This is a genomic window from Streptomyces vilmorinianum (assembly GCF_005517195.1).
GTDB lineage: Bacteria > Actinomycetota > Actinomycetes > Streptomycetales > Streptomycetaceae > Streptomyces > Streptomyces vilmorinianum.
Map to the genome: position 1 here is coordinate 921,777 of NZ_CP040244.1, position 22,157 is coordinate 943,933.

A 22,157-nucleotide genomic window follows, 5' to 3' on the forward strand; every position below is an offset into this window, starting at 1 on the left:
GGATGTGAATATCCGCATCACATCCTGCATCACATCTCTGCTGTAGGCGTCGCCGGAGGAGGCAACCCCATGTCAGGACCCCGCCCCGTACGGGCCCCGCGCGGTACGGAACTGAGCGCCCTGGGATGGCAGCAGGAGGCCGCCCTCCGGATGCTGCAGAACAACCTCGACCCCGAGGTCGCCGAGCACCCCGACAAGCTCGTCGTCTACGGCGGCACCGGCAAGGCCGCCCGCGACTGGCGCTCCTTCGACGCCATGGTCCGCACCCTGAGGACCCTCAAGCAGGACGAGACCATGCTGGTCCAGTCCGGCCGCCCGGTCGGCGTCATGCAGACGCACGAGTGGGCCCCGCGCGTCCTCATCGCCAACTCCAACCTGGTCGGCGACTGGGCGAACTGGGAGGAGTTCCGGCGCCTGGAGCAGCTCGGTCTGACCATGTACGGCCAGATGACGGCCGGCTCGTGGATCTACATCGGCACGCAGGGCATCCTGCAGGGCACGTACGAGACCTTCGCCGCCGTCGCCGCGAAGAAGTTCAACGGGACGCTGGCGGGGACGATCACCCTGACCGCGGGTCTCGGCGGCATGGGCGGCGCCCAGCCGCTCGCCGTGACGATGAACGACGGCGTCGCGATCTGCATCGACGTCGACCCGCGCGCCATCGAGCGCCGCATCGAGCACCGCTACCTCGACGTGAAGGCCGACAGCCTCGCCCACGCCCTCGCCCTGGCCGTCGAGGCGCGCGACGCCCGCCGTCCGCTCTCCATCGGCCTCCTCGGCAACGCCGCGGAGCTGCTGCCGCAGATGCTCGCCGAGGGCGCCCCGATCGACATCGTGACCGACCAGACCTCGGCCCACGACCCGCTGTCGTACCTCCCGATCGGCATCGACTTCGACGACATGGCGTCGGCCGCGGCCAAGGACCCGGCGGGCTTCACCACCCGCGCGCGTGAGTCGATGGCCAAGCACGTCGAGGCCATGGTCGGCTTCATGGACGCCGGCGCCGAGGTCTTCGACTACGGCAACTCGATCCGCGGCGAGGCGCAACTGGCGGGCTACGACCGCGCGTTCGCCTTCCCCGGCTTCGTGCCGGCCTACATCCGCCCGCTGTTCTGCGAGGGCAAGGGCCCGTTCCGCTGGGCCGCCCTGTCGGGTGAGGCCTCCGACATCCACAAGACGGACCGCGCCATCCTCGACCTGTTCCCGGAGAACGAGTCCCTCCACCGCTGGATCAAGATGGCCGGCGAGCGCGTCCACTTCCAGGGCCTGCCCGCCCGCATCTGCTGGCTCGGCCAGGGCGAGCGCGACAAGGCCGGCGACATGTTCAACGACATGGTCGGCAACGGCACCCTCGCCGCGCCCCTCGCCATCGGCCGCGACCACCTGGACTGCGGCTCGGTCGCCTCCCCGTACCGCGAGACCGAGGCCATGCTCGACGGCTCCGACGCGATCGCCGACTGGCCCCTCCTGAACGCCATGGTGAACGTCGCCTCCGGCGCGTCCTGGGTCTCCATCCACCACGGAGGCGGCGTCGGCATGGGCCGTTCCATCCACGCGGGCCAGGTCTCGGTCGCCGACGGCACGAAGCTGGCCGGCGAGAAGATCCGCCGCGTGCTCACCAACGACCCGGGCATGGGCGTCATCCGCCACGTCGACGCGGGCTACGAGATCGCGGAGCGGGTCGCCGACGAGAAGGGCGTCCGCGTCCCGATGCGCGAGGGCGACGACGCGTGAGTGCCAGCTTCCACGCCATGTGGACGTCGCTGCGGCCCATCGGCCGCAGCGACGCCTCGGGCGGCTACCGCCGCTACGCCTGGACCGGCGCCGACGCCGACTGCCGGCTCTGGTTCCGGATGCAGGCCGAGGCCCGCCGCCTCGACGTCGAGACCGACCGCAACGGCAACCAGTGGGCCTGGCTCGGCGACCCGACCGCCGGTGACGCCGTCGTCACCGGCTCGCACCTGGACTCCGTCCCCGACGGCGGCGCCTTCGACGGCCCCCTCGGCGTCGTGTCCGCCTTCGCCGCCCTCGACGAACTCCGCTCCCGCGGGGTCCGGTTCAAGCGCCCCCTCGCCATCGTCAACTTCGGCGACGAGGAGGGCGCCCGGTTCGGCCTCGCCTGCGTCGGCTCCCGCCTCACCGCGGGCCGGCTGACGAAGGAGAAGGCGTACGAGCTGCGCGACGCCGACGGCATCAGCCTCCCGCAGGCGATGGAGGCCGCCGGCTACGACCCCGAGGCCATCGGCCCCGACCCCGAGCGCCTCGCCCGGATCGGCGCCTTCGTCGAACTCCACGTCGAGCAGGGCCGCGCCCTGGACCTGTCCGGGGACTCCGTCGGCATCGCCTCCGCGATCTGGCCGCACGGCCGCTGGCGGTACGACTTCGCAGGCGAGGCCAACCACGCCGGCACCACCCGCCTCGTCGACCGCCGCGACCCGATGCTCACGTACGCCGAGACCGTCCTCGCCGCCCGCCGCGAGGCCGAACTCGCGGGCGCCGTCGCCACCTTCGGCAAGATCGCGGTCGAGCCGAACGGCGTCAACGCCATCCCGTCCCTCGTCCGCGGCTGGCTCGACGCCCGCGCCGCCGACCAGGAGTCCCTGGACGCGGTGATCGCCGGCGTCGAGGCCGCGGCACGTTCGTACGCGGAACGCCACGGCATCGACCTCGCCGTCGTCCAGGAGTCGTTCACGCCGGTCGTCGAGTTCGAGCACGCCCTGCGGGACGAGCTCGCCGGGATCCTCGGCGAGAAGACCCCCGTTCTCGGGACGGGCGCGGGACACGACGCCGGAATCCTCTCCGGCTCGGTCCCGACCGCCATGCTGTTCGTACGGAACCCCACCGGTGTCTCGCACTCCCCGGCCGAGTTCGCGGCCGAGGACGACTGCGTGGCCGGTGTCCTCGCACTCGCCGACGTACTGGAGGGTCTCGCGTGCGCGTGACGTACTGGCTGGAGCACGCCTGGCTCGACACGAACGTCGAGCCGGGCGTGGCGCTCGAGGTCGCCGACGGTCGGATCACGGCGGTACGCACGAGGCTGGAGGTTCCGCCCCCGGGCGCCGTCGTCCTGCGCGGCCTGACGATCCCCGGCCTCGCCAACGCCCACTCGCACGCCTTCCACCGGGCCCTGCGCGGCACAGTCCAGGTCGGCTCCGGCACGTTCTGGACCTGGCGCGAGGTGATGTACCAGGTCGCGTCCCGGCTGACCCCGGAGACGTACCACGCCCTCGCACGGGCGGTGTACGCCGAGATGGCGCTGGCCGGCATCACGGCCGTCGGCGAGTTCCACTACCTCCACCACGCGCCCGGCGGCACCCCCTACGCCGACCCCAACGCGATGGGCGAAGCGCTCATCGCGGCGGCGGCCGACGCGGGCATCCGGATCACCCTCCTCGACACGGCGTACCTCTCCTCGGGCTTCGGCGCGGCCCCCGACACCCACCAGCTCCGCTTCTCCGACGGCACGGCGGACGCGTGGGCGGAGCGCGTCTCGCGGCTGAAGGAGAGCGAGGGCGTACGGATCGGGGCGGCCATCCACTCGGTGCGGGCGGTCCCGGCGGACCAGCTGGCGACCGTGGCGAGCTGGGCGCGCGAGCGCAGCGCCCCGCTCCACGTCCACCTCTCGGAGCAGACCGCCGAGAACGACGCCTGCCTCGCGGCCCACGGCCGTACCCCCACCCAACTCCTCGCGGACCACGGGGTGCTCGGCCCTCTGACGACGGGCGTCCACAACACGCACCTCACGGACACGGACATCGCGCTCCTCGGCTCCTCGACGACAGGCACCTGCATGTGCCCGACGACCGAACGCGATCTCGCGGACGGCATCGGCCCGGCGGTCGCCCTCCAGCGCGCCGGCTCCCCGCTGTCGCTCGGCAGCGACAGCCACGCGGTCATCGACCTCCTGGAGGAGGCGCGGGCCATGGAGCTCAACGAGCGCCTGCGCTCCCGCACCCGCGGCCACTGGACGGCGGCCGCGCTGCTGAGGGCCGCCACCGCCGACGGCCACGCGGCCCTCGGCTGGGGTGAGGCGGGCGCTCTGGAGCCGGGCGCGCTCGCCGACTTCACGACGATCGCCCTGGACTCGGTCAGGACAGCGGGGCCGGCACCGCGTCTGGCAGCCGAGACGGCGGTATTCGCAGCGTCGGCCTCGGACGTGCGGCACACGGTCGTGGGCGGACGTCATGTCGTACGGGACGGGGTCCACCAGTCCGTACCGGACGTGGCCGGCGCCCTCGCGGACTCGATCGCCGCCCTGCGCGGCTGAAGGAGACACTTCTCATCATGAACACGGGCCCCGCGGCGACGAACAACCCGGCGGCGATCTCCGCCCCCACGAGCGTGAACAGCGCCGTGGCGACGGCCGCCACCGCCATCGTCAACATCGCCAGTCTGGTCACGAATGATCCCTCCCTCGGTGATGGAAGCCCGCTGGGCCTGATCCAGGACGCGGCCGTCGTCATCGACGGCGACCGTGTCGTCTGGGTCGGTGAATCCAGCAAAGCACCCGCCACTGACAACCGGGTCGACGCGGGCGGCCGGGCGGTGATCCCGGGGTTCGTGGACTCCCACTCGCACCTGGTCTTCGCCGGCGACCGGACGGCCGAGTTCAACGCGCGCATGTCCGGCCAGGCGTACGCGGCGGGCGGCATCCGCACGACGGTGGCGGCGACGAGGGCGGCGAGCGACGAGGCGCTGTCGGCGAACGTGGCCCGTTTCATGGCGGAGGCCCTGCGCCAGGGCACGACCACCTTCGAGACGAAGTCCGGCTACGGCCTCACGGTCGAGGACGAGGCGCGCGCCCTGCGCATCGCCGCCGCCCACACCGACGAGGTCACCTACCTCGGCGCCCACATCGTCTCGCCCGACTACGCCGACGACCCGGCCGCGTACGTCGACCTCGTCACCGGGGAGATGCTCGACGCCTGTGCGCCGTACGCCCGTTGGGTCGACGTCTTCTGCGAGAAGGGCGCCTTCGACGGGGACCAGGCGCGGGCGATCCTCACCGCCGGCAAGGCCAAGGGCCTGCACCCGCGCGTCCACGCGAACCAGCTCTCGTACGGCCCCGGTGTCCAGCTGGCCGTGGAGCTGGACGCGGCCAGCGCCGACCACTGCACGCACCTGACGGACGCCGACGTCGACGCCCTGGCGTCGGGGAACACGGTCGCGACGCTCCTCCCGGGCGCGGAGTTCTCCACCCGCGCCCAGTGGCCGAACGCCCGCCGCCTCCTGGACGCGGGCGCGACGGTGGCGCTGTCGACGGACTGCAACCCGGGCTCGTCCTTCACCTCCTCGGTGCCGTTCTGCATCGCGCTCGCGGTACGGGACATGGGCATGACCCCCGACGAGGCCGTCTGGTCCGCCACCGCCGGCGGCGCGGCGGCCCTGCGCCGCACGGACATCGGCCGCCTCTCCCCGGGCGCCACCGCGGACCTGACCTTCCTGGACGCGCCGTCCCACGTGCACCTCGCGTACCGCCCGGGGGTCCCGCTGGTGACCGAGGTGTGGCGCCGGGGAGCCCGCGTGGTCTGACCGTGGTCCGTCCGTGACCTGATCGCCGCCATGACGACGTGGCGAGGTCAGGCCCTGAGATCGCGCTCCCTCAGCTCCTTGACCACGCGACCGACGGTGGCGAAGTCGTCGTCGACATGAAGGACGGTCAGGTCGTGGTGGACGGCCGTGGCGCAGACCAGCAGGGCGATCGCTCCGGCCGACCTGTGCTGGCCGTGCTGGGTCAGCTTGTACTGGGCGGTGTCGACCCAGCGCCAGCCGTGCTTGGGCACGGCGGCGGGGAGGCACAAGGCGTCCAGCTCGTCGGCCAGCTCGTCGCGATGAGCCGGCCCGGTGGCCGAGTAGAGGAACTCCGTTCTCGTCGGTTCGCAGAGTCGGAAGGCTCCCGCGCCGATATGGCCCTCCCAGGCCGCGAGGGCGCCAGGAGTGCGGAAGAGATGCCAGAGCGCGGAGGTGTCCAGCAGGTAGGAGTTCATTCGAACGCGGCCTTGCGCGCCCGCTTGGCGGCCTCATGCGCGGCTGCGGCTTGATCGAACTCCCCGCGAGCCCCGCGTTCGGCGAGTCTCTCCGCTGCCTGAAGACGCTCGATGCGCTGCACGTACTCGCGGAGTGCCGTATTCACGGTCTCCTTCTTCGTGCGCGTCCCCATCAGCTTCATCGCGGCTTCCAGGAGCGTCTCGTCAAGGTCGATCTGGGTGACGGCCATGGCTCCTCCAGCGATGTGGATGATGTATCTCATCGATGTACATCGTCCTGGCAACCCCGGCAGAGTCCCTGGTCAGCGCCACGGAAGGCCCGGTCGCAGCGGTCGCAGTTCTGCAGCGGCAGGAGCTTGGGGGCCTCCCGCGCGGGCGGCAGCTCGGGTGGCAGCCACTCCCGCAGCCGATACGCGAGGAGTCTGGCGGGCCAGCGAATGGTCCCGGCGGGAAGCCCCGCGCACAGGGTCCGGGCCACGGCTTCGGGGGTGAGCCCGCGCGCCAGCCACGCATGGGTACCGGCCGCCAGCCGCCGTACGTCGTTCTCCGAGAGCAGCAGCCGTGGCTCGCGCTGCCGAAGACCCGCGAGCAGAGCTGCGGCGGGCCGTAACTCCTCGGTGAGCTCGGGCACTTCGGGCTCAGCAGGCACCGGCCGCGACTCCCGCCGCGGGGGCCGGGCGCGCTTCACCAGGTCGACCGGGTGCGGGTTCTCGTACCAGGTCGTGACGGTGGCGAGCTTGGCCCCCTCACCCCGTACCACCTGCCGCTTCAGATACCCGGCGGCCTCCAACTCCCGCAGCGCCCTGGCGATCCGGGCCGCGCCCTCCCGGAAGCGGGCGGCGAGGACGGTGATGCCGACGAGGGCGCCGTCGGGCAGCGACTGGATGTAGACGCCGATGCCGATCGCGCAGGCGGACAGGTCTTTGTGCTGGGCGAGATGGTTGCCCACGACGGTGAACTTCTCGTCGTGACGGTGACGTACGTGCGTCACACCAGCGCGAGAGGTCGTACGCGTACTAAACTGCGTCGCAGTCATAGGGAAGGTCTCTTCTTCCTGAGTGATCAGGCCCTCGACCGGGATGCCAGTCCCGCCGGGGGCCGAAATCTTTTACGGCATATGCAAGTTGGCGCGACCGTACCGCGCCGACCGGCCGTTCTGCCACATAGTCACCCGAAGGTGTGAGCTGTCGGGTTTGGACGGAAGTGGTTCTTCCTCCAGTCCTTTCAACGGGATGTCGTGGACAGCCGATCGCCCCCGCCCCGCATCGCGGAAACCCGAACCCGGCCGCCAACGCCCCGACTCCCCGAGCGCCACACGCAGCCATTCCAGACTGTCCTGCGCCAAGAGCTCGTCGGCCAGGCGGTTCGCCGTCTCCGTGGTGATCCGTCGCCGGCTGTTGTCGATCCAGCGCTGGGCGTTCTCGTAACCCTGCGTCTTGTACTCGATGCCCTGCAGCAGGCACTCGAGCTTGTCGGCGTCGCGGGCGCAGACCGCCTCGGGCGACTCCTTCGCCTCGTACTCCCCGACCAGATCCCGGATGGCGGAGGCGAGAACCTCGGGCATGCCGGCCGTCTGATCGGCGGTGACCTCGCGGGGGTCGGCACCTGCCGCGTACTTCTTCCCCAGGTAGTTCACATCCCCGGTCCGCGCCTCCTGGGTGTCGTGCCACACGGCCAAGAACGCGGCGCGGGCCGGATCGGCCCCTTCGAGCTTTGCGATGACCGAGGCGATCAGCGCCGTACGCCAGGAGTGCTCCGCCACACTCTCCGGGTCACGAACCCCGGCCATCCACCAACCGGTGCGCCGCGCGTGCTTGAGCGTTCCCGCCTCGTACAGGAAGTGCGCCACAGCGGACAGTTCGTCGTCAGCCACCGTCCGTCTCCTCTCACGCCTCCGCGAGGCGGATCGCGTACCGGATGCCTTCGAGCTCCCGACGCGCCCGCGTCGACGGCCCGGTGCCATCCAACATCATCGGGAGCCGGTCACGCAGGGACCGAGCCGCAGCGGAACGGTGCGTCAGCAGGTCCGGCCTGGAGGCGATCAAGGCCCACAGCGTGTGTACGTTGAGGTCGAAGAATCCGTGGCTCGGCGTCAGGCCGCGCACGAGGTGGTCCATCAGCCTGTCGCCGCGCCAGGGTCCCCAGTCGGGCCGGGCGATGAAATCGTCCGAGAGCTCGACGTGGGCCGACTCCCCGATCCAGTAGGCCCAGTAATTCAGATTGGCCCTCTCGCCCGCTTCGCTCGCGGTGAGCGTGGTGGCGATGAAGTAGTCCATGCGTTCCTGATCGCCGTGCCGGGCGGCCACCGTTGCGACGGATCGGTCATTGAGCCACCGGGAAAGCCAGTCACTCGGCCGTTCCGTCCGTTGCTGGTGGGCGAGCCAGGCGGAGGTGTCGGAGGCAAGGTCGTACCCCGCGAGGTAGAGGGCCTGACGCCGCAGCAGGAACTGTTCAGGTCTGCGGGCCTGTTCGGCGGTTTCCCGCATCAGGGCGAAGAATCGACCGCGCTCCGTCGCGCCCAGAGCCGGCCCGGTCGGCACCGGACCACGACGTGGTCGGGGAGGGGGTGGCAGAGACCGCAGCGGAGTCGGAGGTACGCCACTGAGCGGCCAGGACAGCAGCTCTACGGGCTCGCGCCGCAGTACCCATGCTCCGAGCGGATTGTCACTGTGGGCCACCTTCCGGCCCAGCAGGTCGGTCAGCAGCACGTCTGCTTCCAATGCCCTCTGGACGGTGGACATGAGGGAGGGTGGAGCGCCCTCCCTCATGAGCAGTCCCTGGTGGGTCAGCATCTGGCCGACCGGTACGGCGGTCAGCGGGCGGCGGCCCGACTCCCAGCCGGCGACGGTGTCGACCGCGACCTGCAACAACTCCGCGAGGGTGTCCTGGGTGTGCCCGAGCTGCTCACGCACGACCCGGAAGACAGAGCCGGCGACGGTGCATCCAGGGGGCGCGCCGTGGCGTTCCCTGCCGAGCGTACGCGGAGCAACGAGGCTGGGAGATCGCCGGTATCTGGATCGACCTGGGCGATCACGCGCTTGCGGACACCCGTCCCGAGTCCGACGCCTTGTGCCGCGCCATGGCGGCGACTCCGGGGCCAGTCGTCTGCCTTGTCGACGATCTGGACCGTCTCAACCGCGCGGCGGGCCACAGAGCGGTCATGCGACGCCGCGTTGCCGCGGCCGGCCTGTTAACCGAACCAACTCGGCTGTCTTCGCAGGTCAGGACGGGTATCTGCTAGCTTCCCGATGTGCTTGATGAGCAGCGGTCCGGAAGGGACCTGAGGAACTTCGTCCTGCCCGAGTTAGGCCAGCTACTGCTCTACCTCAAGGAGCTGATGGCGAGGGACAGCTCGCCGTTGACGCCACGTTCGTACGGCATGGATCTGCTGCGCTGGTTCCGGTTCTTATGGGCGCTCGGGATCGAGTGGGACCGTGCGACCCGGGAAGACGCCCGGGACTTCATGTTGTGGATGAAGGTGGCGGACAAGCCGAAGCGCATCCATTGGCGCCATCGCGGCAAGGCTCTCTCCGAGGTCCCGTCGCCTCGCAGTGACAGGCCGGCACCAGGTACGCCGAATCCGGTGACTGGAAAGCACACGGTCGGGACCAAGTACTCGCCGGCAACCCGGGCTCATTGCGAGACGGTGCTTCGGGAGTTCTACAACTTCCATCTGGAATGAAAACACCGGTTCGTTGCTGGTGAATCCCTTCCCGTTGGTCCGTGGGCGCCGCTTGCCCCAGCTCCGGACACAGCGTGATGGTGAGAAGAAGCACCGCAACCGACGCACGGGCCTCTACCGGCCCACCGTTCCGCAGCGGGTCCCGCGGCGGATTCCCGACGAGATGTACACCAAGGTCTTCGCCGGGCTCCGTTCTCATCGTGACCGCGCCTTGCCGGCCTTCTGGGTCGCCACTGGCGCCCGCGCCGAGGAACTGCTCACGGTCAAGCAGGGCGGAGCGGTTGTCGGCGAGCAGACCGTCAGTGTGATCCGCAAGGGCACCCGCGACTACCAGGACCCGGCCGCAACCTGGACGCGTTCGTCTGGCTGCGGCTCTACCAAGAGTCCGCCTGGAAGAAGGGCGTCCCCCGGGGCCGTCACCATCCGCTGTGGTGGACGCTGCGGCGCCCATGGCGGCCGCTGGAATACGACGCGGCGCGCATGATGTTCAACCGCGCCAACGATCTCCTGGGCGCCAACTGGACCCTTCACGATCTGCGGCACACGGCGACGTTCCTCATGCTCGATGACCCGAACATGCCGCCGGTCTACGTGCAAAAGATCCTCGGCCGCAAGTACCTGTCGACCCTGGACATTTACAAGCGTCCGAACAGGGGCGACGTCATCAGAGCCGGCCTCGCCCACCACGCCCGTCAGGAGAAGCCAGCCCAACTCGACGCCCAGATCTCCCGCAAGCAGGAGTCTGTCGACCTAGGCATTCCTACCTTCCGGGAGATCGTTGCTCGCACCACTGCGGCGGCCACCCCGCCGGAGCCTGCGTGACTGATGAGGATCTGTGACATCGGCCAGTGCCGCTCTTCGCTCCCTGCTTGATTGCCGGAGGCAACGGTGGCCGGGGTCGCCCGTGCTGTGTCGGGTGCTGGTGCCGGTGTCGGCGTACGGGCTTATCTCCTCAGCCCGATACGAGCGAACGTCCTCGGCTGCCTGGCTGCCGCATGGCCGGGGCCAGCCGGATAGCCAGCCAGCCTCAGGACAGGGCGGTTGGACAAGGGTGGGGCGTAGCCCCGTCGTGCAGCGACGTCCGGTTGTTGGCGTACACGCTGAACTGCGGGCGCGAAGGAACCGGGTTGCGAGACGGTCGAAAGCTGCGGTCGAATCGGGCCGCCTGTGCATCTGCCGCCCGGGCAGGGAGGGATCGGTTCATGGACGAGACGACAGCGCTGGACAACGTGCTGCAACAGGCACATGTGGTTCAGGTCAGCTCGGTGAACGGGGTCGGGGCCGGCGGGGAAATCCGGGTGGATCTCTCCGATCCGGCGGAGTCGGCCCAGCTCAGGACGGCCATGGCCGTGGAGTCGCTGCCCGGGTTCCACTGCATGTGCCTCGGGGACGTCCGCTTCGAGGTGTTCGACCCGCCCGGTGAGCGGCTTGCAGCCGTCGTCCTGCACCACGGGGCGACACTGAGGTGGGAGGCGTGGGAGAGCGACGTCGTCCTCGCTGACGGCCGCCTGCTCCTGGCCTGGCTGGACGGGCACGGCATGCCTGGCCCCATGCAGCAGTTCGAGGCCGCCCGGCTACGGGCACAGAAAGGGACCGAAGAGGAGCGCAACTGGCTGGCTGCGATGCCCGCCGGGCTGGAAGGGCTCGCCGACCGGATCCTCGGCCTCTCCCGCACCGGCGGCAGTCCCTCCCCCGCATTGCTCGCGGAACTCACAGACCAACTGCACCTGATGTTCCCCGACCCGGTGGAGCGGGTGCTGGCCCTGCTCAACTGGTGCGGATCCGGTGGCGGCCGCTGCTCCGGATACCCAGTCCACGAGGGCGTGCCCGGCGAGCTGCTCGGCAGGATGCCGATCGCCGACCTGCTCGCCGCCCTGGCCGACCCGCGGGCCGAGGAGCGGCACGACGCCGGGGCCGTGCGCCATCTGGTGGGCTGGAAGACCCGCCCACGCCAGAAGCGGGACGTCGCCCGCCTACCCGAACCGCTCCGCGTCCGTCTGCTGGCGCACGCCCGCCGCTGTGGAGACTCCGACAAACAGGTCCGCGCCGAACGGTGGTTGGGACCCCCGCGGGCCTGAGAAGTCGGGCGACCCTGGCTGTGGGGACGTGTCGCTGTACCTCACTGGCCACGTTCAGGTATACGCCGACAGCCGGCCCTCGCCCGGAATCAGCGTCGTGAAATCATCCAGCGATGACTGAACCGAGCAGCGACGACGGCCGGACCTTCCGGCGCGAGACCGAGCGGGTCGTCAACGAGATCGCCCAGGGGCTCCGCACGTTGGACGCTGGTGTGAGGTGGTTCTCCGACCTCGCCCCGACACGCCAGCAGATGGTTCTACAGGAAGTCGCTGGCTATGCGATGCAGGCGCACACTACAGCTGCGGACGGCCGTGCGGGGGTGGCGCGGTCTGGTGTGAAGCCCACGGCTAACCCCTCGGTCATGATCTGCATGGACCCGCCCCGCTACGGGTTCGCGGGCCTGCCCTCCGCCGAACACGTCAAGGCGTTCCGCGTCCTCGTTTCCGTGTTCGCCGTTGCGGACACTCGCCGCCGCGAGAGGTACTGCAAATGCGCCTGCGGACATGCATGGCACAACCTGCCGGCGGCGACCGAGCGGCCGTAGCATCGGCCGTTCCAGCTCGGGCTGGGCTGGTTATCGAGCGGTCCCTCCTGAGTGACATCCGTTCGCAGGTCAGCGTTGCGGGTGGGGAGAAGTGTGAGCAGGCCTGGGAAACCTCTGAGTATCGGGTGGGGAATTCAACGGGCCTCATCATCTCCCTGTCGTCCAAGTACGGAACGCCCCTGGTAGTTCGGAGAAGGTGGGTACTGCGCGACGACGTCCGGTGACAGCGACCGCGCGGACGGCCTCGCACGGCCGGCTGCCAGGGCCGACACTCCCTCCGAAGCCCTGGACAACCTGCTATGGCTTCAGGAGTCCCGTGAGGCCCGTGAACGTGACCGCCAGGCGCACAGCTGAGTTCGTACGCCCACGAGGGCTCGTGCGCCGGGGATGGCCCCAGGTCCGCTGACTGAGCGCTTCACGTTCCCGGGCACCGCCGGTGACTCGTCGGCTGTGAAATCCACGAGCCGTTTCGGTCACGGCCCAGGCAGGATGCCCTCCGTGAACCATGTCCTGTGCGGCCTCGCTGCCAATGCCGCTCTGCCGTCCGAGCTGGTCGACCGGCTGATCGCGGTCGCGGATGCCGACATCGCCGCAAGCCTCGCCGGCCGCGCGGACCTCAGCCGTGCGCAGGCGGTCGCGTTGGTCTCGCGCGTCGAGGAGAGCGCTGTACAGCTTGTGTACGAGGGCCGGCTGACCGCCGCCGATGTTGATCCGGCGGCACACCCGGACGCCGCCCTCGCCCTGCTCGACGAGCGCTCCGGCAGACCGGAGTGGGCGCGGCTGTTCGCGGTGGATCCGGTCCTTGAGCACCGGGAGAAGCTGGCCGCCTGCTCCGGTCTCCCGGCCGATGTGGTGGAGACGGCTCGCCGCGGACTCGGACGTACGCGTCGTCGCGGAGCTCGCGTTGTGGACCACGCCGGACGTCGCCGCCCGGCTTGCGGGGCATCCGCACGCCGAGGTCCGCCGTGCGGTGGCGGCCAACGAGGCGACGCCCCCGGCCGTACTGGCGGCGCTGATCACCGGCGAGGGGCTGCCTCCCGCCCAGCGGTGCCTGGTCTGCGACCGAGAGAAGACGCCGTTCGCGCACGACCCTCACTGCCAGAGGCTCGACTGCGATCTGCTGCCGGGTGCCTTCTGCGACGGCTCCCACGGGTCCACCGTGCTCGACCTGCAGCAGGCGGCACTGCGGAACCCCGCCACACCGACCGAAGCCGTCGTCGGTTTCGCCGACCACCCTTCCACGCTGCTGCGCTGGGCAGTCGCCGCACGCCCCGACCTGCCCTTGGAAGTGAGCGGACGGCTCGCCCTGGATTCCAATCCCGGTGTCCGAGCCGACCTCGCCGAGAATCCCGCGATCGACGACGCCCTGATCCGCGCGCTGGCCGGCGACCGTGGCGACGATGTGCGGCGCGGGCTCGCGCACAACCCGAACGTGCCACTCGACGTGCTCATCCAACTGGCCGGCACCACCAAGATCGGCGCCACCCTGCTGCCGCGCATCGCCACCGCCTCTCCCGCCGAGGTCGAGGAGCTGGCCCGGTCGCCGATCCCGGCCGTGCGCATGCTCCTGGCCCAACGACGCGATCTGCCGGCCGAGATCCGCGACGCCCTGGCCACCGACCCCGATGCGAAAGTGGTCAAGTCCATCGCCCCGCACCCGGGCCTCTCCGAAGCGCAGTTGCGCGCCATGGTGGACCGGCACGGAGCCCGGGTCATCGCCAAGGTGGCGGTCAACCCGGACGCGACTCCGCCGCTGCTGGAAGACCTGGCCCGGCACGAACCCCCGGTGAAGAAGGCGTTCCGCGAGATCGCCCGGCACCGCAACGCGACAGCCCCGGCGCTGCTCGCCTGCTTGGCGGAGGAACAGGCGCGGCCCATAGCCGCCGGCCATCCGGCCCTCTCGCCGCCGGTCATCGCAGAGCTGCTCACCGACCCCGACTGGCAGGTGGTGGAAGCGGCGGCGGCCAATCCGTCGCTGCCGCTCGCCGTGATGGACGAACTCACCCAGACGCTGGACTGATCCGGGCGCCCGCCACCAACGCCACCGCCGCGTCCAGGCGGGCCAGTTCCGTCGCGTCCAGGTGCGGGTCCGCCGACCGGCGGCGGTGGGCCTCCGGCAGAGGGAGCGGGCCGGGGGACGCGTGGGAGAGCAGCGCTGTGAGGCCCGCGCGGGCGCCCTCCGCGTACGGGGCCGGGGAGACCGCGACCTCCGCCAGGATCAGGGACGACATCGCCCAGTCCAGGGCCGGGTCGCCGCGCTCCGAGGTGCGCCAGTCGATCACGACGGGGCCCTCCGGGGTCAGCATCACGTTGCCCGGGTGGAGGTCGAGGTGGAGGAGTGGGGGCGCGGGCGGGAGGGTGTGGAGGCGGTGGAGGAGGTCGGCGAGGAGGGCGGCCGCCGTCTCCGGGGTGACCGTTCCGGCGAGCAGGGCGTCGAGGAGGGAAGGGCCGGCCAGGCGCCGCATCACCAGGTCCGGGCCCGATGCCGAGCGGACCCGGGGGACCGGGTAGCCGTGGGACGCCAGGTGCGTCATCGTCGCCGCCTCGCGCGCCACGTCCCCGCCGTCCCGGTAGCGGCGCAGCACCCACTCGTCGTCCAGCGCGAACACGTCCGCCGTCCGGCCCGTGCCGATGAGTACCCCCGTATCCATGGCGCGCAGCCTAGATGATCGATCCCAAGGGATGTCGGTGACTGTGTACCGAGGTCCCGCTGGTACGCCGACCGCGGTGACGACCACAACGTCTACCGCCGCCAGGTCCGTGAGATGGGCATCCGCCCGCTCATCGCCCGGCTCGGCACCGGGCACGGAAGCGGCCCGGGCAAGAACCGCTGGGTCGTCGAAGCGGCCTTCGCACTTCTGCGCTGGTTCTGCCGACTGCGTATCCGCCGGGAAATCCGCGCCGACACCCACCAGGCCTTCCTCACCCTCGGCTGCGCGATTATCTGCTGGCGGCGCCTCAGAAAGCAGTGCTGATCTGAGCCCTCAGCCCGAACCGGCGACCAGTGCCTCGCCGAGCGGGGTGCGCCGGTAGAGCACCGACCGTCCGGACCGGGCGCGGACGAGCAGCCCCGCGCCTCGCAGGATGGCGAGGTGGTCTCCGACCGCGCCGGGTGCCATGGCGAGGCTTCGGGCGAGGTGGCTGGTACTGGCCGGGGCGTCCAGCGCCAACAGCAGCCGGGCTCGGGCCCGGCCGACCAGAGCGGTCAGCGCGTCCGGTTGGGGGACGGTCTCCTGTTCGCCCCACAGGGCGGCGGTGCCGCGGGCAGGATAGACCAAGGTCCTGGGCCAGGGGTCTTCCAGGTGGGCGGCGATATGCCCGACGAAGACCGAAGGGATCAGCAGGAGCCCGTCGCCGGCGAGGCGGACTGTTCCGCCTCGGAAGAAGCCGATCTCGATACCGCCGGCGCGCCAGGCGATGCCGGGGTGCAGGCTCTCGATGGTCGCGGCCCATCCGTGCTCGCCGATCACTCCCACCCGGTGCACGACATCGCGCTCACAGATCGCGCGCAGTTGCGGCCAGTCTGCGGCGAGCAGCTCGTGCCACGCCTGGTCCATCGCCTCGGCGATCCTGGAGACGGCGTCCGTCGAGTCCAGCACTGCGCGTACGCGGGGATCACGGGCGGACACACCGGTCGTGGTGTCGGCGAATTCGCGGCGGGCCGCTTCCAGCGGTGTGGCCCGGATCATGGCCAGGTCGTCTGCCCAGGTCTGGTTGAGGCCGCGCGGAGGCGGGGCGACGAAGTTCGGTCCGCCTTGCGGGGTCTGCAGAGCGAGGGCGGCGTCCAGTTCGGTCTCGCGGCGAAGCCGTTCAAAGACCGGCAGGAGCCGGGTGGCCCAGTCTCGCGGCAGCGGAGGGCCTTGGCCGGCGAGCGAACGCAGCAGCAAGCAGAGGTCCAGCGCGGGCGACAGTGCGAAGCGACTGCGCAGCAGGTCCTCGACGGAGACTTCGAAGCGCAGCACCCGGCCATGCTACGGCGGGACGCATGTTCCGATTCGTCCAGCGACGAATCATTGGTGAGTGGCGCGGGCGCACGGCGAGCCTGGGCGCCATGACCCCAACCGCCGAACCCGCGCAGGGCAACCACCGTGCCACCTACCGGGAGGTGCTGGCCGAGCCGCGATTCCGGCTGCTCTTCTCGACCCGCACCGTCGCGATCACTGCGGGCTCGCTGCGGATCACCACGTTCTCGGTGCTGGTCTTCGCGGCCACCGGCTCCGCGCTGTTGAGCGCACTGGCCTTCGGTATCGGCTTTCTCCCGCAGTTGTTCGGCTCGCTGCTGCTGGGCTCACTGGCGGACCAACTGCCGCCCCGCGCGCTCATCGCCGGCGGCTACGCCTTGGAGTGCGCCGCCGCCCTGCTGCTCGCCCTGGTGCGGATGCCGATCGCGGCAAGCCTCGGTGTCGTGGCGCTGGTCGCCCTCGCCACTCCGGTGTTCAGCGGCGCGTCGAGTCGCCTGGTCGCGCAGTGGCTGGAGGGCGACGCCTATGTACTGGGCCGTTCACTGAACAACATCGCTGCCTCCGGCGCGCAATTGTTCGGTCTGGCGCTGGGAGGTGCGGTCGTCGCGGTACTCGGCCCGCACCGGGCGCTCGCGGTAAGCGCTGCCCTCTACCTTGGCTGCGCGCTCGCCATCCGCATCCGGCTACCCCGGCTACCCCGGCTGCAGCCGGGAGAGTCCGGCGGCACACCCGCCGGCGCTCGGGGCGATGGCGGGGCCGTCCGGGCAAGCCTGCACGGTGCCGGCCTGCTGCTGCGCGGACACACGGTGAGACGACTGATGCTGGCCCAGTGGCTACCGCCCGCGTTCGTAGCGGGCGCGGAAGGCCTGATCGTCGCCTACGCGGGAGGACGCCACTTCGCGCCCGGCTGGTACGCGGTGCTGATGGGCTGTCTGCCGGTCGGCATGCTTGTCGGTGACCTGCTGGTGGGTCGACTCCTGCGGCCACCCACCCGGGAGCGACTGGTAGTCCCGTTGATCGCGCTGATGGGACTGCCGCTGGTCGGCTTCGCCGCCGAGCCCGGAGTGGGCGTCTCGTCCTGTCTGCTGCTGCTCTGCGGCTTCGGATTCGCCTACGGTCTCGGCCTGCAACGGCCGTTCCTGGACGCCCTGCCACAGAAAGGCCAGGGCCAGGCCTTCGGCCTGCTCGGCTCCGGCAGCATGACGCTTCAGGGCGTCGGGCCGGCCTGCTTCGGCTCGGTGGCCGCAGGCATCGGAACAGGCGGCGCAATCGCCCTGGCAGGCGGCGGGGCGGCGCTTACCGCCGGCTGGATTCTCACCTGGCACCAGCCCACACCCCCGGCCCCCGTCCCGAACTACTCAACGGGATCAGAGAACTGCACCGAACAGCATGCGTGTACTTCTCCTGCACAGTAACCGTCGCAGGTCGGGTCGGCCACGAGCCGTCACGCACCCCACCCCCACGTGGTAGCTCATTGTGTATGGAGTCCTCAGCCTCGGCTCTGCCGACTGTCACGAACATCCCATGGAAGGTTCATGCCGCATGATCGATGAATTCGCGAAGGACAACCTGCACGGGAGACTGCGGCGGGACCGCGAGGCGCTGCTCTGGAAACTCGACGGCTTGTCCGAATACGACGCCCGCAGACCTTTGACGGCGACCGGGACCAACCTCCTCGGCCTGGTCAAACACGTGGCCACCGTCGAGGCCAGGTACTTCGGCGAGGTCTTCGACCGCCCTTCCCCGGAGCCGCTGTCCCGGTGGCAGGACTCCGACGGGAGCGATCAGTGGGCGACCGAGGACGAGACCCGCGATCAGATCATCGGCTTCTACCGGCGCACGTGGGAACACTCGGACGCGACGATCAACGAGCTTGCCCTCGACGCCCCCGGCCACGTGCCGTGGTGGCCGGAGCCCTATACCAACACGAACCTGTTCGCCGTCATGGTCCACGTCCTCGGCGAGTCCATCCGGCATGCCGGGCACGCCGATATCCTGCGCGAGGGCCTCGACGGCCGGACCGGGCTGCGCGCCGAACACGAGAAGCAGATCGACGAGGAAGCCCGTGCGGCCTACCGCGCGAAGATCGAGCAGGCCGCCAGGTCGGCCGCACCGATCAAGGCTTGAAGGTCGTCTCACGTGACGTGATGTCCGTGCGGCATGATGCCGGTCGTGGGTGCTGTACACGACAGCCTCGCCCTCAAGCCGCTCACGCGCGGCATACCCGCCGTCCGGTCCTGCCGGGGACCACGGCGGCGCCGACCCGTCAAACTCCGCGAGGACTCCCGCGTCACGTACCAGCAGGTCATCGCCGAGCTCGTGGCGTCAGGCGCGCAGGGCGTGATCCTCGGCTGCACCGAGATCGAGCTGCTCGTACGCCCCCAGGACAGCCCCGTGCCCGTCTTCCCCACCACCCGTATCCACGCCGAGGCGGCGGTCGATGACGCCCTCGACTGACCTGTCCCATTCATCTCTTGATCATCATGAATTCCCGAGTAGCCCTGTCCCGGAGGGTTTTCGACCGGTACCGTCCTGTACCGGCAGGACTCAGGGGGATGACCGGGGGGTCGGAGAGTTGAGCGCTGTCCGTACGCAGGGCACACATGTGCAGATCGTGAAACCGGGGGAGCTGGGGGCACGCGAGACCGAGGCCTGGCGCGAGCTGCGCGCCAAGTCCGGGGCGCAATCCGCGGCCCAGTCCGGTGCGCAGTCCGGGGCGCACGACAACCCCTTCATGGGGCCCGAGTTCGCCCGCGCCGTCGCCGCCGTCCGGCCCCGCGCCCGGGTGGCCGTCTGGTGGGAGCGCGGGGAGCCCGTCGGGTTCTTCCCGTACGAGAAAGGGCCGTTCGGGCACGGCCGGGCCATCGGGCTCGGGGTCTCCGACTGCCAGGGCGCCGTACTCCGGCCCGGCCTCCGGCCGGATCCCAGGGCGCTGCTGCGGGTCTGTGGGCTCTCCGCCTGGGAGTTCGACAACCTGGAGGCCGGGCAGGACGTGTTCCAGGGCGCGGCCGCCGAGTCGTTCGGCTCGCCCGTCATCGACATCGGCGAGGGGTACGCGGCGTACGAAGCCCTGCTCCGCACCCAGTCGCCCAAGTTCCTCAAGACCACGCTCGCCAAGGAGCGGCGGCTCGGTCGGCAGGTGGGGGAGGTCCGGTTCGTCTTCGACGAGCGCGATCCGGCGGCCCTGCGCACGCTCATGGAGTGGAAGTCCGCCCAGTACCGCAGGACCGGCCGCCGCGACCGCTTCGCCAAGGAGTGGATCAGCACGCTCGTCCGGCGCCTGCACGAACTGCGCGCGCCCGGCTGCTCCGGCGTCCTGTCCGTGCTGTACGCAGGTGAGCGGCCCGTCGCCGCCCACTTCGGGCTCCGCTCGCCGACCGTCCTGTCCTGCTGGTTCCCGGCGTACGACCCCGAGTTCGCGAAGTTCTCGCCCGGTCTCGTCCTCCATCTGCGGATGGCCGAGGCCGCCGCGGCGGCCGGGATCGGGATGCTCGACCTCGGCCGGGGCGCCGCCGAGTACAAGGACGCGCTGAAGACCGGCGAACTGACCGTGTACGAAGGCTCGGTGACCCGCCCCGGGGTACGGGCCGGGCTCTACTGGCTCTCCCGCGAGCCCTCCCGCCGCGCCCACAGTTTCGTACGGAACCGGCCGGCGCTCGCCGCGCGGGGCCGCCGCACCCTCAACCGGCTCGCCCGTCTGCGCGCCGCCGGCCGATAGCTCCACCGAAGCGGGGGAAGCAGTATGCGACTGCCACACGCCCTTTCCGTCGCCGACCTCGACCTGGCCTCGCCCGACGGACCCGTCCTCTCCCTCCGTCCCGCGCCCGGCGGTCCGCCCCCGGGGCCCGGTGACGTCTACGCGCTCGTACGGCTCCGGGGCCGGCCCGCGGCCACCGTGCTCGGGCACGTCCCCGAAGGCGAAGACCCGGCCGAGGTGCTGGCCGCGCTCGCCAGGCCCCACCTCGCCGGCAACGAGCCCATCGAGTCCGACGAGCACAACGAGCCCATCGAGTCCGACGAGCACAACCAGCCCATCGAGCCCGAAGCCGTCCCGCCCCGCACCAGCGTCGTCGTCGCCACCCGCGACCGCGCCGATCAGCTCGCCCGCGCCCTCGACTCCCTCCTCGACCAGGACCATCCCGACTACGAGATCCTCGTCGTCGACAACGCGCCCCGGAGCAGTGCCACGGAAGAGCTCGTCGCGAACAAGTACGCCGGCCGCGTCACGTACGTACGCGAGGACACCCCCGGGCTCGCCGGCGCCCACAACACCGGTGTCTCCCAGGCCCGTTCGGCGATCGTCGCCTTCACGGACGACGACGTCGTCGCCGACCCGCACTGGCTGACCGCCCTCACCACGCCGTTCGCCGCCGACCCGCGGCTCGGCTGCGTGACCGGCCTCATCCTGCCCGCCCGGCTGCGCACCCCGGCCCAGATCCTCCTCGAATCCCACGGCGGCTTCGCCAAGGGCTTCGCGCCCCGCCTGTACGACCCGCTGCGCCCGCCCGCCGACGAACCGCTCTTCCCGTTCACCGCGGGCAGCTTCGGCTCCGGCGCCAACATGGCCTTCCGCACGCGCGCGCTGACGTCCGCCGGCGGCTTCGACCCGGCCACCGGCACCGGCACGGCCGCCCGGGGCGGTGACGACCTGTACGCCTTCGTCGCCGTCCTCTCCGCCGGGTTCCGGCTCCGGTACACCGCCGACGCCCTTGTCTGGCACCACCACCGCGAGAGCTGGCAGGACCTGAGGAACCAGGCGTACGGGTACGGCGCCGGCCTCACCGCGTACCTCACCGCCACCCTCGTCCGCCGCCCCGCGCTGCTTCCCGCGCTCCTGGCCCGGCTGCCCCGCGGGCTCGCCCACGCACGGAACATGACCGCCCACCGGGAGCCGACCCACCCGGGCGTGCCCGGTGAGCACGGTGCCCACACCCACCCCTGGCCTCGCAGCCTCTCCCGACTGGAGCGACGCGGCATGCTCTACGGACCGATCGGATACGCGAAAGCCCGCCTCCGGACGAGGGGCGGCAGATGAGCGCGCCCGCCCACACCCGGATCCCCGTACTCCTCTACCACGCGGTGATGGAGGACCCACCCGCCTGGATCGCCGAATTCACCGTCGCGCCCAAGCAGTTCGAGGCCCAGCTCGACGCGATCGTGGACAGCGGACGGACCCCGGTCACCATCGGCGTCCTCGCCGACCACTTCGTCCGGCGCGCCCCGCTGCCGCCCCGGCCCGTCGTCCTCACCTTCGACGACGGCTTCGCCGATCTGCCGGGGCCGACCGCCGAGGCGCTCGCCTCGCGCGAGCTGCCCGCCACGGCGTATCTGACCACCGGGGCGATCACCCCGGGTCGGGCCTGTCTGCTGCCGCCCGCGCCGATGATGTCGCTGGGGCAGGCGCCGCTCCTGGAGCAGTACGGGATGGAGGTCGGCGCCCACACCGTCACGCATCCGCAGCTCGACACGCTGCCGGCGAAGGTCCTGCGGCGCGAGCTGCGCGAGGCGAAGGCCGTCCTGGAGGACGTGCTCGGGCACGAGGTCCGGCACCTGGCCTACCCGCACGGCTACAACAGCCCGGCCGTGCGCCGCGCCGCAGCCGCCGCGGGGTACGCGTCGGCCGTCGCCGTCCGGCACGCCCTCAGCTCCGAGACCGACGAGCGGTACCGGATCGCCCGGCTGATCCTGCGCCGCGGCCACACCGTCGCCGACGTCGAGCACTGGATGGAGGGCCGGGGCGCCAAGGCCGCGCCGTACCCGGACTCGCTGCCGACGATGGGCTGGCGGATGTACCGCAGGGCCCGCGCGCTGGTCGCGGGGCCGGCGTTCGCGGGCTGACATGAGTCAACAACCTCCTTCCAAGGCAAGGGGGTTGAAGCAGGGCGTAGAGGCGAGACTTCGTG

21 protein-coding genes and 2 pseudogenes are annotated in these 22,157 nt (G+C 71.0%); 16 read left to right on the forward strand and 7 right to left on the reverse strand.

Going from position 1 to position 22,157, the window contains the following annotated elements:
• Positions 1 to 69 precede the first annotated feature (69 nt).
• Genes hutU through hutI form a run of 4 tightly spaced genes read left to right on the forward strand, consistent with a single transcriptional unit; the run spans position 70 to position 5,532 of the window.
• Positions 70 to 1,734 (forward strand): urocanate hydratase, encoded by a 1,665-nt coding sequence (gene hutU / locus FDM97_RS04450; protein WP_137988964.1) that lies wholly within the window; start codon positions 70 to 72, stop codon positions 1,732 to 1,734.
• A 17-nt stretch (positions 1,735 to 1,751) separates the two neighbouring features.
• The gene (locus FDM97_RS04455; protein ID WP_137994650.1) at positions 1,752 to 2,942 is read left to right on the forward strand and encodes an allantoate amidohydrolase; all 1,191 of its coding nucleotides are present in this window, start codon (positions 1,752 to 1,754) and stop codon (positions 2,940 to 2,942) included.
• The gene (locus tag FDM97_RS04460) at positions 2,933 to 4,267 is read left to right on the forward strand and encodes a formimidoylglutamate deiminase (RefSeq protein ID WP_137988965.1); all 1,335 of its coding nucleotides are present in this window, start codon (positions 2,933 to 2,935) and stop codon (positions 4,265 to 4,267) included. The genes FDM97_RS04455 and FDM97_RS04460 overlap by 10 nt, the downstream gene beginning before the upstream one ends.
• 17 nt (positions 4,268 to 4,284) lie before the next feature.
• Complete coding sequence (hutI, locus tag FDM97_RS04465; RefSeq protein WP_137988966.1) at positions 4,285 to 5,532, forward strand: imidazolonepropionase; 1,248 nt, start codon at positions 4,285 to 4,287, stop codon at positions 5,530 to 5,532.
• 47 nt (positions 5,533 to 5,579) lie between these two features.
• Here the strand turns inward: hutI and FDM97_RS04470 are convergent, their stop codons facing one another.
• The 5 genes and pseudogenes from FDM97_RS04470 to FDM97_RS04490 form a co-directional block, all read right to left on the reverse strand.
• A complete protein-coding gene (locus FDM97_RS04470) occupies positions 5,580 to 5,987 on the reverse strand; it encodes a PIN domain-containing protein (protein ID WP_137988967.1) in 408 nt (135 codons plus the stop codon).
• Complete coding sequence (locus FDM97_RS04475) at positions 5,984 to 6,217, reverse strand: type II toxin-antitoxin system VapB family antitoxin (RefSeq protein WP_137988968.1); 234 nt, start codon at positions 6,215 to 6,217, stop codon at positions 5,984 to 5,986. Before FDM97_RS04475 ends, FDM97_RS04470 begins: the two co-directional genes overlap by 4 nt.
• A gap of 29 nt (positions 6,218 to 6,246) precedes the next feature.
• Positions 6,247 to 6,978 carry a helix-turn-helix domain-containing protein gene (locus FDM97_RS04480; protein ID WP_137988969.1) on the reverse strand — a complete coding sequence of 244 codons (732 nt, stop codon included), beginning with the start codon at positions 6,976 to 6,978 and terminating at the stop codon, positions 6,247 to 6,249.
• 309 nt (positions 6,979 to 7,287) lie between these two features.
• Positions 7,288 to 7,860 (reverse strand): annotated as a pseudogene (locus tag FDM97_RS04485) (HD domain-containing protein); the annotation flags it as partial.
• Between the two features lie 13 nt (positions 7,861 to 7,873).
• The gene (locus FDM97_RS04490; RefSeq protein WP_137988970.1) at positions 7,874 to 8,899 is read right to left on the reverse strand and encodes a helix-turn-helix domain-containing protein; all 1,026 of its coding nucleotides are present in this window, start codon (positions 8,897 to 8,899) and stop codon (positions 7,874 to 7,876) included.
• A 338-nt stretch (positions 8,900 to 9,237) separates the two neighbouring features.
• On the opposite strand from FDM97_RS04490, the gene FDM97_RS36305 reads away from it, so the two are divergent.
• The 5 genes and pseudogenes from FDM97_RS36305 (at position 9,238) to FDM97_RS04525 (ending at position 14,312) form a co-directional block, all read left to right on the forward strand.
• Positions 9,238 to 9,669, forward strand: a complete 432-nt coding sequence (locus tag FDM97_RS36305; protein WP_137988971.1) for a site-specific integrase — start codon at positions 9,238 to 9,240, stop codon at positions 9,667 to 9,669.
• A gap of 480 nt (positions 9,670 to 10,149) precedes the next feature.
• Positions 10,150 to 10,491 (forward strand): site-specific integrase, encoded by a 342-nt coding sequence (locus FDM97_RS36310; RefSeq protein ID WP_137988972.1) that lies wholly within the window; start codon positions 10,150 to 10,152, stop codon positions 10,489 to 10,491.
• A gap of 380 nt (positions 10,492 to 10,871) precedes the next feature.
• The gene (locus FDM97_RS04515; protein WP_137988973.1) at positions 10,872 to 11,747 is read left to right on the forward strand and encodes a hypothetical protein; all 876 of its coding nucleotides are present in this window, start codon (positions 10,872 to 10,874) and stop codon (positions 11,745 to 11,747) included.
• A gap of 113 nt (positions 11,748 to 11,860) precedes the next feature.
• Positions 11,861 to 12,292 (forward strand): DUF5958 family protein, encoded by a 432-nt coding sequence (locus FDM97_RS04520; RefSeq protein ID WP_137988974.1) that lies wholly within the window; start codon positions 11,861 to 11,863, stop codon positions 12,290 to 12,292.
• Positions 12,293 to 12,790: 498 nt separating this feature from the next.
• Positions 12,791 to 14,312 (forward strand): annotated as a pseudogene (locus FDM97_RS04525) (hypothetical protein).
• Here FDM97_RS04525 and FDM97_RS04530 read toward each other — a convergent pair.
• Positions 14,293 to 14,943, reverse strand: coding sequence for a phosphotransferase (locus FDM97_RS04530; RefSeq protein ID WP_137988975.1), 651 nt, complete (start codon positions 14,941 to 14,943; stop codon positions 14,293 to 14,295). The pseudogene FDM97_RS04525 and the gene FDM97_RS04530 sit on opposite strands and share 20 nt — an antisense overlap.
• Positions 14,944 to 15,057: 114 nt before the next feature.
• Between FDM97_RS04530 and FDM97_RS04535 the strand changes: the two genes are divergently transcribed.
• The gene (locus FDM97_RS04535; protein ID WP_137988976.1) at positions 15,058 to 15,267 is read left to right on the forward strand and encodes a hypothetical protein; all 210 of its coding nucleotides are present in this window, start codon (positions 15,058 to 15,060) and stop codon (positions 15,265 to 15,267) included.
• 9 nt (positions 15,268 to 15,276) lie between these two features.
• Here the strand turns inward: FDM97_RS04535 and FDM97_RS04540 are convergent, their stop codons facing one another.
• Positions 15,277 to 16,254 (reverse strand): winged helix-turn-helix domain-containing protein, encoded by a 978-nt coding sequence (locus tag FDM97_RS04540; RefSeq protein ID WP_137988977.1) that lies wholly within the window; start codon positions 16,252 to 16,254, stop codon positions 15,277 to 15,279.
• Between the two features lie 89 nt (positions 16,255 to 16,343).
• On the opposite strand from FDM97_RS04540, the gene FDM97_RS04545 reads away from it, so the two are divergent.
• The 6 genes from FDM97_RS04545 to FDM97_RS04570 all read left to right on the forward strand — a co-directional run bounded on the left by FDM97_RS04545 (position 16,344) and on the right by FDM97_RS04570 (position 22,092).
• Positions 16,344 to 17,669: an MFS transporter gene (locus tag FDM97_RS04545; RefSeq protein WP_137994653.1), complete on the forward strand. Its 1,326-nt coding sequence runs from the start codon at positions 16,344 to 16,346 to the stop codon at positions 17,667 to 17,669.
• 127 nt (positions 17,670 to 17,796) lie between these two features.
• Positions 17,797 to 18,381 carry a DinB family protein gene (locus tag FDM97_RS04550; protein WP_137988978.1) on the forward strand — a complete coding sequence of 195 codons (585 nt, stop codon included), beginning with the start codon at positions 17,797 to 17,799 and terminating at the stop codon, positions 18,379 to 18,381.
• 36 nt (positions 18,382 to 18,417) lie between these two features.
• Positions 18,418 to 18,711 carry an aspartate/glutamate racemase family protein gene (locus tag FDM97_RS35685; protein ID WP_432816275.1) on the forward strand — a complete coding sequence of 98 codons (294 nt, stop codon included), beginning with the start codon at positions 18,418 to 18,420 and terminating at the stop codon, positions 18,709 to 18,711.
• A 148-nt stretch (positions 18,712 to 18,859) separates the two neighbouring features.
• The gene (locus FDM97_RS04560) at positions 18,860 to 19,972 is read left to right on the forward strand and encodes a GNAT family N-acetyltransferase (RefSeq protein WP_254705498.1); all 1,113 of its coding nucleotides are present in this window, start codon (positions 18,860 to 18,862) and stop codon (positions 19,970 to 19,972) included.
• A gap of 24 nt (positions 19,973 to 19,996) precedes the next feature.
• Positions 19,997 to 21,289, forward strand: a complete 1,293-nt coding sequence (locus FDM97_RS04565; RefSeq protein ID WP_137988980.1) for a glycosyltransferase family 2 protein — start codon at positions 19,997 to 19,999, stop codon at positions 21,287 to 21,289.
• Positions 21,286 to 22,092: a polysaccharide deacetylase family protein gene (locus FDM97_RS04570; protein WP_137988981.1), complete on the forward strand. Its 807-nt coding sequence runs from the start codon at positions 21,286 to 21,288 to the stop codon at positions 22,090 to 22,092. The genes FDM97_RS04565 and FDM97_RS04570 overlap by 4 nt, the downstream gene beginning before the upstream one ends.
• Positions 22,093 to 22,157 lie beyond the last annotated feature (65 nt).